Source organism: Marinitoga sp. 1197 (assembly GCF_001021165.1).
Classification (GTDB): Bacteria; Thermotogota; Thermotogae; order Petrotogales; family Petrotogaceae; genus Marinitoga.
In genome coordinates this window covers 108,468-122,263 of sequence record NZ_AZAY01000048.1, presented here as the reverse complement: position 1 = coordinate 122,263, position 13,796 = coordinate 108,468, and the positions used below count along the sequence as shown (strand labels likewise).

The following is a 13,796-nucleotide window of genomic DNA, read 5'->3' as shown; positions in this document are numbered from 1 at the left end:
CAAATATGGAGGTGGATATTGTGTCAATAAAGGATCCTGTTTTAAAGGAAGCAAAATCAAAAATGGATAAAACAGTTAAACATCTTGAAGATGAATATAAAAAACTCAGAACTGGAAGACCTTCTCCAGCCATGTTTGAAGAAATTTTAGTTGATTATTATGGAACACCCACACCAATTAATCAAACAGCAACTTTAAGTGTTGGAGAAGACCGAGCCGTTGTTATTACTCCGTGGGATAAAAGTTTGTGTTCAAAAATTGAAAAAGCAATTAATGCTGCAAATTTAGGTATGATGGCGTCAACTGATGGCGTGGTTGTAAGAGTGAAATTTCCAAATCCAACTGTTGAAGATAGAAAAAAATGGGTAAAACATGCAAAAGAACTAGCTGAAGAGTTTAAAGTTGCTTTAAGAAATATCAGGAGAGAAGATATGAAAGTTATAAAGGAAAAACAAAAAAACGGTGAAATTCCAGAAGATGATGCAAGAAAATTGGAAGATGAGATTCAAAAAATATTAAAAGATCATGAACACAAAATTGACGAAGTATTCCACAAAAAAGAAAAGGAGATAATGGAATCTTGAGAATCCCAAAACATGTTGGAATTATAATGGATGGTAATGGTAGATGGGCTAAGAAAAGAGGTTTAAAAAGAACTGTTGGTCACGAACGTGGAGCGAAAGTGGCGGAAGATGTAATACAATGGGCTTCTGATATGGGTATAAGGTATTTAACCTTATACTCTTTTTCTACTGAAAATTGGAAAAGACCGAAAGAAGAGGTAAATTTTCTTTTTTCCCTTATGGTAAGATATCTGGAATCAAGATTAAATAAAATAATAAAAGAAAATGTAAGAGTTAGATTTACAGGAAGAATTGAGGAACTTCCGGATAAAGTATATGATGTATGCAAAAGGATAGAAGAAAAAAGTAAAAATAATACAAAAATAGACGTCATTTTAGCTGTAAATTATGGTGGAAGGCGTGAAATTGTTGATGCGGTAAATAAACTAATTTTAAAAAAAGCAGAAAAGATCTCAATTGAAGATATATCAAATAATCTTTATTTACCTGATATTCCAGATCCTGAATTAATAATTAGAACATCTGGAGAAGTCAGAATAAGCAATTTTTTATTATGGCAAATTGCTTATTCTGAGTTGTATTTTACAGATGTATTATGGCCCGATTTTACCAAAGAAGATTTAGAAAAAGCTATAAGAGATTTTTCAAACAGAGATAGAAGATTTGGTGGCATTCAATCAGATGAAAGAAGGGATTGTAATGGCAGTAAATAAAAAAAATTTATTTATTAGAACATTATCTGGAATAATTCTCGGGCCAGCTGTTGTTTTTTCGTTTTTTTCTTTACCTACAACTATTGGGTTAGCGACATCAATAATATTAATAACATCATTAGAATATTTTGAAATGACATTAAAAGAATTCAAATATGAATATAAGGTATTTCTATCTATAATAGTAGCATTAACAAGTGCTGTATATGGTTTTGCATTAAGAGCTTATTATTCCGGATTATTTATTTTTGATCCCATTACAATTTATATTATAACAATAATTGCAATTTCGGGACTAAGTTTAATATACCTAAAAGATACCAAAAAATATAAAATAGCTATAGAAAATTTTGTTTTTGCCCTTATTACAATATCGTTATTTTTATCATATTTTTACCATATAAATTTAAACTATGGTTCAACTACAAGTATATTAATATTAACATCTGTCTGGATATATGATGCAGGAGCTTTTTTTGTTGGTTTGAATTTTGGTAAACACAAATTATCTCCAAATTATTCACCGAAAAAAAGTATTGAAGGTTTAATTGGAGGAATTATATTAACTTACTTATATATAATTTTGTATGAATATATAAGGTCTTATTTTAACTTGAACTTAATTAATCCAATTCAGGCCATATTTTTCGCATTACTGGTTGGAATAGTAGATACAATAGGTGATCTTACGGAATCATCATATAAAAGAACGTATAACTTAAAAGATTCTGGTGAGACATTACCCGGTCATGGTGGTATGTATGATAGAATTGATGGTTTATTATATTTAACACCAGCATTTTATTTTTTAATGAAAATATTTGGTATATAATGGAGGGATTATATGAATTCAAAAAAAATCAGGGAATCATTTTTGAAATACTTTGAAGAAAAGGGTCATAAAATAATGAAAAGTTTTCCATTAATTCCATCTGACCCTCAATTATTATTTACTGTTGCAGGGATGGTCCCGTTCAAACCCATATTCTGGGGAAAAATGGAACCTACATATACAAAAATTGCAACATGCCAAAAATGTATAAGAACAAATGATATTGAAAATGTTGGTAGAACTGCAAGACATCAAACTTTTTTTGAAATGTTGGGTAATTTTTCTTTTGGTGAATATTTTAAGGAAGGTGCAATTAAATTTGCCTGGGAATATCTTACAGAAGTTTTAAAATTATCCCCAGAAAAATTATGGGTATCAGTTTATTATGATGATAATGAAGCATATAATATATGGAAAGATATAATTGGAATACCAGAAAACAAGATTATGAGATTTGGAAAAGAAGACAATTGGTGGGGGCCGGTAGGTCCAACAGGGCCATGTGGCCCAAGTTCAGAAATATATTATGATACAGGACGTAAAGATTTATGCCCTGATCCAGAAAAATGTACTCCTGAAGATGATTGTGGAAGATATGTTGAAATATGGAATTTAGTTTTTACAGAGTATTATCAAGATGAAAAAGGGAATTTACAACCGCTACCAAGAAAAAACATTGATACTGGTGCAGGATTGGAAAGAATATCTGCAGCTGTACAGGGAGTTTATGATAATTTTGAAACAGATTTATTTACACCAATCATAAATAAAATAGAAAATATATTTGGCATAAAATTTAAAAATAATAAAAAAACAGATGTATCAATAAAAGTTATAGCCGATCATTCAAGAGCTGTAACATTTTTAGTATCAGAAGGAATTTTACCCTCGAATGAAGGAAGAGGCTATGTTTTAAGAAGAATTTTGAGACGAGCATTGAGACATGGTGCATTATTAGGAAAAAAAGAACCATTTATGAATAAAATTATAGATGTAGTTATTGAGTATTATGGTGATATATATCCAGAAATTTCTGAAAAAGCGTCTTTCATAAAAAATATAGTGGAAGCTGAAGAAAAAAGATTTTTGGAAACTCTTGATAAAGGTACTGAAAAATTGATGGATTATATAAAGAATTCTAAAAATAATATAATAGATGGCAGTTTTGCTTTTGAACTTTATGACACATATGGATTTCCTTTAGATATAACCAGAGAAATTGCTGAAGAAAATAATTTTTCTGTGAACGAGGAAGAATTTAATAGATATATGGAATTACAGCGTCAAAGGGCCAGAGATGCTGCTGGTGAAAAAGAATATGCGAAAATAAACAAAGCTTTTAAATATATTGGTGATGAATTAAAAACAACGGAGTTTACAGGATATGAAAATTCAAAAGATGAAAGTGAAATATTATATATAGTAAAAGATGAAGAAATAGTGGAAAATGCGAAAAAAGGTGAAGAAATAGTAGTAATTACCTCAAAAACTCCATTTTATGCAGAAAAAGGTGGGCAAATAGGGGATACGGGGGTAATAAAGAATGAAAAGTTTGAATTTGAGGTTGTAGATACTAAAATTATAAACAATGAAGTTATAGGGCATTATGGTAAAATATTAAATGGAGAAATAAAAGTTGGAGAAAAAGCAATCCTTGAAGTAGATAAAAAAAGAAGAAATGCAATAAAGAAAAATCATACAGCAACACATTTATTACATAAAGCATTGAGGGAAGTTCTTGGTTCTCATGTAAAACAGGCTGGTTCGTTAGTTACTGATGAAAAATTAAGATTTGATTTTACGCATTATGAATCAGTGTCAAAAAAAGATGTTAGAAAAATTGAAGAGTTAATAAATGAAAAAATATTAGAAAATATAAAGGTAATTACAGAAATAAAAGCTCTTGAAGATGCAAAAAATGAAAATGCAATGGCATTATTTGAAGAAAAATATGGTGACAAAGTTAGAGTGGTAAAAATAGATGATTTTAGTTCAGAATTATGTGGCGGTACACATGTTTCATATACCGGAGAAATAGGTTTATTTAAGATATTATCTGAAACAGCAGTATCAGCTGGAGTTAGAAGAATTGAAGCAATAACTGGAATGAAAACATTAGAATATGTAAATGATCTTGAGAACAAAATCAATACTATTTCAGAACATCTTGAAGCAGCTCAAGAAATAATCGTTCCAAGAATTTTAAACCTGTTAGAAAAAATTAAAGAGCAGGAAAAAGAGATAAAAAGATTACAGGAAAAACTTACTTCGCAATCTTTGGACGTTTTTACCATAAAAAAATATGATGATATTGAGATTTATATAAAAATATTTGAAGGTGTTGCTTCTGACGTTTTAAGGAATGTAACCGATATTGCTGAAAATAAAATTAAAAGCGGAATAATTATATTGTTTAATAAAAAAGATAAAAAGGTTAATTTTATAGTAAAAATAACAAAGGATCTATCAGGAAAGTATCATGCAGGAAATATTGCCAGAAAAATCGCAAAAGAATTAGGTGGTGGAGGTGGCGGAAGACCAGACTTTGCCCAAGCAGGGGGTAAAGATCCATCTAAAATAAATGATATAATCAGTAATATTAAAGATTATATAGGGGGATGATTTTACGGAACGCATTATTACATTATTTATTTTTCTTTTTTCTTATACATTATTAATTACAGAAAAAGTTAATAGAACAATTGTCGCGATACTTGGCGCCACTATTATGATGATATTGGGTATTTTTGAAAATCATATAGAAGCTATAAAGAACTATGTTGATGTAAACACAATATATTTATTAATGGGTATGATGATTTTTGTTTCTGTTATCAAGAAAAGTGGGCTTTTTGAGTATCTTGGAATAATAACTTTAAAAGCATTTCATAAAAATGGGTATATACTTTATTTTGGTTTAACATTTACAGTTGCTCTCATGTCTGCTATAATAGATAATGTTACAACTGTTTTGGTTTTCATTCCTGTAACTCTGGCAATAACAGATTCGCTGGATGTTGATCCATTACCCTTTATTTTTGGTGAAATTATGGCATCAAATATTGGAGGAACTGCAACAATCATCGGAGATCCACCGAATATAATGATTGCAAGTGCTGCAGGACTGCGTTTCACAGAGTTTTTTATAAACAATGGTCCAATATCTTTTTTAAATCTTTTTGTAATGCAAATTCTTACAATACTTTTTTTTAAGAAAAAATTGGGTTTTAAAATTGACGTTGAAAAAATAAAATCGTTTGATCCTAAATCTGCAATAAAGAATAAAAAAGGTTTTTATATTTCATGGTTTTTATTGATATTAACCTTATTTTTATTTATTTTTCAGCATCAGCTTGAAATGGAAAGTTCTACAATAGCTTTATTTATAGGATTTTTAGCTTTGTTATTACTTGATAGAAATGAAGTTGAAGAAATTCTGAAAGAAGTTGAATGGGGTACAATTCTATTCTTCTTTGGATTATTTATTATGACTGGTGGTTTAGTTCAAACAGGAATTTTAAAAGATTTTACTTATTTTTTGGTAAATGTTGCCGGAAATTCCATGAGAAGTTTTGCAATGATGCTTATAGGAATTGCTGGAGCCATTTCGGGCTTTGTTGATAATATTCCTTTTACCGCAACACTAATTCCTGTTATAAAAAATTTGCAATATATAAATCCAGCAATTTTTTCCAACTTAGATCCATTATGGTATTCTTTATCACTGGGGGCATGTTTAGGTGGAAATTTCACTCCCATTGGTGCATCAGCTAATATAGTAGCTTTAGCAATGTTGAAACAGTTTAAAAATGAGGAAATAAAATTCCTGGATTTTTTCAAATATGCTTCTCTTATAGTAATATCTAATCTTATACTTTCTGCAATTTATGTAGAATTGATTTTAATTTAGGAGGAATTAAAATGATTGATGTCAATGATGAATTAATAAAAAAATTAGAAAAACTATCGATGATTGAGTTATCTGATGATGAAAAAGAAATAATTAAAAGAGATTTAAATGAGATTCTAAAGTATATGGAAATGATAGATGAAGTGGATATAAAAAATGTTGAGCCTCTATTTTCTCCAATTGAAAAAATATTAAAAAATATTTTTCACGAAGATATTGAAAAAACATCGAAGTTTATTAAAAATATAGTAAATGAATTTCCAGAAAAAAAAGATAATTTATTAAAAGTACCAGGTATTCAAAGTTAATATGAACGATAAAGGAAAAAAATATGAATTAGCAGCTATAAAATATTTACAGAAAAAAGGATTTAAAATATTAAAAAAAAATTTCACCACAAGAATTGGTGAAATCGATATAATAGCACTTGATGGAAAATGTTTAGTATTTATTGAAGTCAAAGGTGGAAAAGATTATTTAGAAAATCCAGCATATAGAGTAAATTATAAAAAATTAAAAAAAATTATAGCTGTTGCTAATATTTTTATTAAACATACTTCTGTTGATTTCGATGAAACAAGAATAGACGTAATAGGTGTAAATGATAAATTTGAAATTTCTTATTTTCCCGATCAAAAATTATTTTAAATTTTAAAGACAACAAGCAGCCTTTGGCTGCTTGTTGCAATTTTAATTTATACGATGTCTAAAAAGTCAAATTTACTCAGGCAGCTTGATTGCTTATCCTTAAAATTATTCATTCTCAGCCGTCGCATCGATTTTTCATCCATGAAAAAGCTTCACTCAAAAAAACGTCCTGTTTTTTTGACGGCTTTCATTCACTCTTAGATTTTTTATGATAAAAAATCTAAGGGGAAAAGATTTATAATTATATAATAAAAATCTTTAATCTTATACCCGCTGTAAGAGAGCGATAGCTCAAAGTTTTTTTTATTAAAATCCAATTTTTAATCCAATAACCCACCGTAGGTGTGTTAAGGGCAATCTTCGAGCCTTCATTTCATTTTAGACTTTTTAGACAATCTAAACTAAATATAATAAATTTGTGTTATAATATCATTGTAAATAGAATAACAAGGAGGAAGAATTATGAAAAGCATAGAGGATATAGCATCTGAAAAATTTGAATTATGGTTTAAATATGCTGATTCTTCTTTAAAATTAGAGATGGAAAAAATGAAAAATAATAAAGATTTAGTTTTAGATAGTTTCTTTAAAGATTTAGAATTTGGAACTGGTGGTTTGAGAGGAAAAATTGGTGTAGGAACAAATAGAATGAATATACATACTGTCGCCAGAGCAACACAGGGGTTTGCAAACTATTTAAAAAAAGTATGTAGATTTCCATCCGTAGTGATTGCATATGATACAAGAAAATATTCATTAGATTTTGCAAAGATGGCAGCGTCAGTTTTAGCCGCAAACGGTATTAACGTATATATATTTAAAGAAGTTACCGCAACTCCTATACTCTCATTTGCTGTAAGATATTTGAAAGCTACAGGGGGTATAGTAATTACTGCAAGTCATAATCCACCAGAATATAATGGTTATAAGATATATACTTCTGATGGAACTCAGGCTGTTCCAGATGTTGCAAATAGTGTAATAAAAGAAATAAATAAACTTGACTACTTTGAAGATATAAAAACAATAGAATTTAAACAGGGATTACATGATGGTAGTATTAATTGGGTATCTGAAGAGGTTTTTGATGAATATTTAAATACTCTTGAAAGTTATTTAAGATTTTTAGAACCACATTTAAAAAATAATATAAAAATTGTATATACTCCTTTACATGGTACCGGATTAAAACCTGTAAAAGAATTACTTGGTAGATTAGGTTTTGACTTAAAAGTAGTTGAAAAACAAGCTATGCCAGATCCGAACTTTTCTACAGTAAGAGTTCCAAACCCTGAAGAGAAAGATGCATTTAAATTAGCATTGGAATATGCAAAAAAAGAAAATGCCGATTTAGTAATGGCAACTGATCCTGATTCAGATAGGCTTGGTATATATATTAAAGAAAATTCAGAATATATTGATTTTACCGGAAATCAAATAGGTATTATGTTATCTCACTATATATTAACAAGAATGCAATCTTTAAATATATTACCAGAAAATGGAGTTATTATAAAAACAATAGTAACCACAGATATGATTAAATCAATAGCGAAAGATTTTAACGTGGATGTTGAAGAAACATTAACAGGATTTAAGTTCATAGGTGAAAAATTAGAAAAGCATGCGAGTTTAGGAGATAAAAAATTTATTTTTGGATTTGAGGAAAGCTATGGATATTTAGCAAATGACCATGCAAGAGATAAAGATGCGATAATTGCAGCGGGATTAGTTGCATTAATGGTTTCTCGTAATATTAATGAAGGTAAAACATTGAATAATTATTTAGAAGAATTGAGAAGAAAATATGGATATTATTTCGAAGAAAACATATCCTTCACATTTGAAGGATTAGAAGGATTAAAAAAGATAAATAACATAATGCAAAGGTTAAGAGATGTACCTCCAGCAGAAATAGGGGATTTAAAATTATTAGAGCTAAAAGACTATTTAAAAGAAAATAACGAATTTCCAAAATCTAACGTTGTTGAATTAAACTATAGTAATAAATTAAAAATTATTGGAAGGCCATCAGGTACAGAACCAAAAATAAAATTTTATTTATTGGTTAAAGGTAAGAATGAGAATGAAGTAAAAGAAATCATATATTCCGCAAAGGAAGCAATTAAGATAATGATAGAATTTTGAGGTGGAAATATGGAACCTAATCTGTTATTAATTACAAATAATGGAGATTTTTATGTTCCCAAAAAATGTGAATTTATAGATCATAAAACTATTAAAATAATATTGTATGGCGATGAAGACCTGAATAATATAAAAAACTTTAATAATGGTATTTTAGGTTATTTCATTTTAAAAGAAAAAAGAGGTAATTTAGTAGGATTAAAAAGATTTTTAAAAATTGATAAAAGAATTGCTTCATATTTAAAAGTTTCATTTGTAGATTTTCTTTCTGAGGAAATTAGAGAATTATATGGTGATTATATAGAAATAATATCAGAATTTATTGGACTTTATGAAACAATACATGAATTTAATGCGCTTATAAAAACAAAAAAAGTAAGAGAAAATTATGAAGATTGGCTTGAAACATTTGTTAAAGATATAGATGATACTCATAAAGAAACTTTGAAAATGTACATTTCTAAATTTGCTAATTTATATCTAATTAGAATATATGAAAAATTATTTTCAAAAAATATAGAATTATTGGAAAAACAGGAAAAAGAAATAGCTTATAAATTATTAGAAACAGGTGTTTTAAAAGAAAAAGGTGTATTATAATGGAGGTAAAAAATGCGAAGAGTTGCTGCAGTAGTTGCATATGATGGTACAAAATTTAACGGGTTTCAAGGACAACCTAAGGTAAGAACAGTTCAGGGAGAATTTGAAAAAACACTAAAAAGGATATTTAAGCAAAAAATTATTTCCTGGGGAGCTGGAAGAACGGATACTGGCGTTCATGGTTATGGTCAGATTATAGCTTTTGATGTTCCAAACGAAAGAATGACTTTGAAAAATATAAAAGATGCATTGAATGCCAATTTACCAGAAGATATATATGTTCGTAGTGTATTTGATGTTCGCAAAAAATTTTCTCCACGGCATGAAGCGAAAAAAAGGATTTATCATTATTATATTTATCAAAATAATGAGCCAAACATATTTTTAAGAGATAGAGTATGGTGGTTTCCATACAATTTAAATATTAATAAAATGAGAGAAGCTGCAAAATATTTAGAAGGAGAACATGATTTTACGACTTTTAAAACAGGCAATGATGAAAGAAACCCTGTAAGAACCATATATAGAATCAGAATTTTAAAAATGAAAAATAATATAATACTAATAAGAGTAGAGGGACAGTCATTTTTGAGAAGAATGGTAAGAAATATTGTAGGTGCTCTGGTAAAGGTGGGAACAGAAAGTTGGAATCCAGAATATATAAAGGAAATATTGGAGGCGAAAAGTCGATCAAAAGCGCCAGCCTCAGCACCACCGCAAGGTTTGTATTTTTATTCGGTGTTGTTTTAATTTCAATTATAATATTTTCGAAAGAAAAAATAGGGCTAATATACAAAGGCCCTACTTCTTTGTTTTCCAACATATTTTATGAAGTTTATAAATATGCTGACATTGAAACTCCTCCATCAACAAATTTAAAAAGGCTTGAAATAACCGTTCAAGCCTCAAATATTAGTATTGAATATAATAATAAACAATATAATGGATATTTAGATGAATATAAAAAAATAATAAAAAAAATTTTTAAAAACGAATTCATAAGAAGAATTTATCTAATAGCAAATGATTGTCAGATGTTTGATGAGACAGGTAATATTGTTTCTTCTGCTTTTTTTAATTGGTCAGAACAATTTAAAGTGAAAATATTAAAAGATAATTTTGAAATTGAAGTGCCGATTAAATTATCTATAGGTAATACCTTTCAAAAAATTCCTGAAAGATGGATAAAAGTTGATTTTATAGGTTATACAGGAGACGCGACATTAAATGGGAACCATATAGAAATAAATAATAAAATATCTTTACCTCCTAATATTTATACTTTAGAAACACCATATGAAACATTAAAATTTAATCTTGAAAATATTTATAATGAATACACAGTGTATCTAACTTCTGAAACTATAACAAAAAAAATAGAGTTTGAAAAAATATTGGGAATTTTTGATTTAAAAAGCGGAGTAGAAATAACTGGAAAAAATAAAAGTGTATGGATATCTAAAAGTGATGATAATATTATAGTAAAAGAAAACAGCTTATTTGTTTCTCCATATGGAATTTTAGAAAAAAATAAAGGGATTCAGTTTCATGGTATGCCGATATATGCATATGAAGATAATCACACAATATATATAATAACCTCATATGGTGAAATTCTAACGATGGGTTTAAGAAATATAATTAAAGATATGGGAAGATCTCCAGCTTCTATAACAAATGAAAATAATAAATTATTTGTAAGTACATTTGGTGGAAAAAGATATATAATTGATTTAAAAACGGGTGGATTATATAATGATAATCAAAATCTGGAAATAAAAAATACTATAAAAATTTATACAGAGAAAACTATATATCTGAAAAATAAAAGTATTATTATACAGAATAACAAAATAAAAGTAGTAAAAAAAGTAAGTGAGGAATAATGATGGAAATCAGACTAGACCAATTTTTAGTAAAAAACAATTATACAGAATCAAGAGAAAAAGCACACAGATTAATAAAAGATGGAAAAGTAAAAGTAAATGATAAAATAATATTAAAACCATCAAAAAAAGTAAAAATAGAAGATAGAGTGGAATTAATTGAACCGGAAAAATATGTAAGTAGAGCTGCTTATAAATTATTAAAAGCAATTAATGAATTTAAAATCAATGTAAATCAAAAAATATGTATGGATATTGGTTCTTCAACAGGTGGATTTACACAGGTATTACTGGAAAATAATGCAAAAAAAATATATGCAATCGATTCTGGCACTAATCAATTGCACAAAAAGTTAAGAAATAATTCAAAAATTATATTAATGGAAAATACAAATGCAAGATATTTAAAAAAAGATGACTTTGAACCAATTGATTTTTTTACATGTGATGTATCCTTTATATCTATAACAAAAATTATTGATTCTATAAAAAAAATAATAAAAGATAACGCAGAAGGAGTTGTATTAATAAAACCACAATTTGAATTGGAACCATCAAAATTAATTAAAGGTGTTGTAAAAGAAAATAAATTCAGAAAAGAAGCTATAAATAATGTTATAAAAGTATTTGAGGAAAAAGGATTTTTAATTTTAGGTATAGTTGAATCCCCAATAAAAGGTAAAGAAGGAAATATAGAATATTTAATGTATGTTAGAAATACTATATAATATTCTGATTAACCTTTTTTTAACCATAAAGAAAAGTAATCAACGTTTTTTGCTGTTATAATACATAAAAATTAATACTATGAAAAACTTTTCCTATATAATTCCAGTAATATGGACTGGAAGTCTCTACCGAATGGCCGTAAACCATTCGACTATAGGAAAGGGGGTAGGTGTATAATATACGCTCCTCTTTTCTTATAGAGGAGCGTTTTTTATTAGGAGGTGTATATGAAAAAAGTACTTATTATTGATTATGGTTCTCAATATACACAATTATTAGCACGTAGAGTGAGAGAATTGGGTATATATTCTGAAGTTATACAGCATGATGAAAAAGCAGATGGAGATATCGGAGCAATAATTTTATCCGGTGGTCCAATGAGTGTAAATGATGAAAATGCTATTTTATTATCTGAATGGATTTTAAAATCTAATAAACCCATATTAGGGATATGTTATGGATTCCAGTTATTAAGCAAAAAATTCGGGGGGAAGGTTGAAAAAACAGAAATTTCAGAATATGGAAAAACAGAAATAGAAAATTTAAAAGGCGAATTATTTGACGGAATAAAATCTAAAATAACAACATGGATGAGTCATGGAGATTCCGTTACAGAATTACCTAAAAATAGTGAAGTCATAGCTAAAACAAAAAATAATATAAATGCAGCTATAAAATTTTCAGAATATATATATGGACTTCAATTTCATCCAGAAGTTAAACACACTGAATATGGAAATAAAATTATAGAAAATTTTCTTTTTAAAATTGCAAAATTAGAAAAGAATTGGTCTTTGAATTATTTTGTTGATGAGAAAATAAAGGAAATAAAAAATGAAATAAAAAACAAAAAAGCAATAATAGCGCTTTCTGGAGGTGTTGATTCTTCTGTAGCAGCTGTACTTGTTCACAAAGCAATAGGAAATAATTTAAAAGCCGTTTTTGTAAATCATGGGTTATTAAGGCTTAATGAAGAAACAGATGTGAAAAATATATTCAAAGAATTAATGGGAATAAATTTAAACATAATTGATGCTAAAAAAAGATTTTTAGAAAAACTAAGTGGAATAATCGATCCTGAAAAGAAAAGAAAGATAATTGGAGAAGAGTTTATAAGGGTTTTTGAAGCAGAGTCAAAAGGAAAATTCGAATATTTAATTCAGGGAACAATATACTCTGATGTTATAGAAAGTGCTGCTTCAGGGAAAAATACAGCAAAAATAAAAAGTCATCATAATGTTGGCGGATTACCAGAAAATATAGATTTAAAAATAATAGAACCACTAAGAAATTTATTTAAAGATGAAGTAAGAGAACTTGGTAAAATATTGGGAATACCGGATCACATATTAAATAGACATCCATTTCCAGGTCCTGGATTGGCAATTAGAATAATAGGAGAAATTACAGATGAAAAATTGAGTATATTAAAAAAAGCAGATTCTATATTTATAGAAACATTAAAAAAATATAATTGGTATAACAATGTGTGGCAGGCATTTACTATATTAACTCCGATAAGAACAGTTGGGGTAGTTGGGGATGAAAGAAATTATGATTATGTTCTTGCTATAAGAAGTGTTGATAGTGTTGAAGGAATGACAGCAAATTGGTCAAAAATTCCATATGAAATATTAGAAAAGGTTTCTAATAGAATTACAAATGAAGTAAAAGGAATAGGTAGAGTTGTTTATGATATAACTTCAAAACCACCCGCAACAATTGAATGGGAATGAAAGGAGATAG

The 13,796-nt window shown here is 27.8% G+C and carries 13 protein-coding genes and 1 riboswitch; all 13 genes read left to right on the top strand.

Translation table 11 applies throughout. The features are described from left to right. Positions 1-26: 26 nt before the first annotated feature. Positions 27-584 carry a ribosome recycling factor gene (gene frr / locus X275_RS10270; protein ID WP_047268766.1) on the top strand — a complete coding sequence of 186 codons (558 nt, stop codon included), beginning with the start codon at positions 27-29 and terminating at the stop codon, positions 582-584. Further along, positions 581-1,297, top strand: coding sequence for an isoprenyl transferase (locus X275_RS10265; protein WP_084825192.1), 717 nt, complete (start codon positions 581-583; stop codon positions 1,295-1,297). Before frr ends, X275_RS10265 begins: the two co-directional genes overlap by 4 nt. After that, positions 1,284-2,129, top strand: coding sequence for a phosphatidate cytidylyltransferase (locus tag X275_RS10260; RefSeq protein ID WP_047268764.1), 846 nt, complete (start codon positions 1,284-1,286; stop codon positions 2,127-2,129). Before X275_RS10265 ends, X275_RS10260 begins: the two co-directional genes overlap by 14 nt. A gap of 12 nt (positions 2,130-2,141) precedes the next feature. Beyond that, on the top strand, positions 2,142-4,751 hold the full coding sequence (gene alaS, locus X275_RS10255; RefSeq protein WP_047268710.1) for an alanine--tRNA ligase: 2,610 nt from the start codon (positions 2,142-2,144) through the stop codon (positions 4,749-4,751). Positions 4,752-4,764: 13 nt separating this feature from the next. Then, positions 4,765-6,039, top strand: coding sequence for an SLC13 family permease (locus X275_RS10250; RefSeq protein WP_047268709.1), 1,275 nt, complete (start codon positions 4,765-4,767; stop codon positions 6,037-6,039). An 11-nt stretch (positions 6,040-6,050) separates the two neighbouring features. Next, entirely contained in the window at positions 6,051-6,347 is a 297-nt protein-coding gene (gene gatC, locus X275_RS10245; protein ID WP_047268708.1) for an Asp-tRNA(Asn)/Glu-tRNA(Gln) amidotransferase subunit GatC, read from the top strand. A gap of 1 nt (position 6,348) precedes the next feature. Further along, complete coding sequence (locus tag X275_RS10240; RefSeq protein WP_047268707.1) at positions 6,349-6,687, top strand: YraN family protein; 339 nt, start codon at positions 6,349-6,351, stop codon at positions 6,685-6,687. A 462-nt stretch (positions 6,688-7,149) separates the two neighbouring features. Continuing rightward, positions 7,150-8,835 (top strand): phospho-sugar mutase, encoded by a 1,686-nt coding sequence (locus tag X275_RS10235; RefSeq protein WP_047268706.1) that lies wholly within the window; start codon positions 7,150-7,152, stop codon positions 8,833-8,835. Between the two features lie 9 nt (positions 8,836-8,844). Continuing rightward, positions 8,845-9,435 carry a hypothetical protein gene (locus X275_RS10230; protein WP_047268705.1) on the top strand — a complete coding sequence of 197 codons (591 nt, stop codon included), beginning with the start codon at positions 8,845-8,847 and terminating at the stop codon, positions 9,433-9,435. A gap of 12 nt (positions 9,436-9,447) precedes the next feature. Then, positions 9,448-10,185, top strand: coding sequence for a tRNA pseudouridine(38-40) synthase TruA (truA, locus tag X275_RS10225; RefSeq protein ID WP_047268704.1), 738 nt, complete (start codon positions 9,448-9,450; stop codon positions 10,183-10,185). Positions 10,186-10,244: 59 nt separating this feature from the next. Then, positions 10,245-11,321 (top strand): hypothetical protein, encoded by a 1,077-nt coding sequence (locus X275_RS10220; RefSeq protein WP_047268703.1) that lies wholly within the window; start codon positions 10,245-10,247, stop codon positions 11,319-11,321. Between the two features lie 2 nt (positions 11,322-11,323). Beyond that, entirely contained in the window at positions 11,324-12,049 is a 726-nt protein-coding gene (locus X275_RS10215) for a TlyA family RNA methyltransferase (protein WP_047268702.1), read from the top strand. 73 nt (positions 12,050-12,122) lie between these two features. Further along, a riboswitch (purine riboswitch) is annotated at positions 12,123-12,224 on the top strand. Positions 12,225-12,277: 53 nt separating this feature from the next. Then, entirely contained in the window at positions 12,278-13,786 is a 1,509-nt protein-coding gene (guaA, locus tag X275_RS10210) for a glutamine-hydrolyzing GMP synthase (RefSeq protein ID WP_047268701.1), read from the top strand. Positions 13,787-13,796 lie beyond the last annotated feature (10 nt).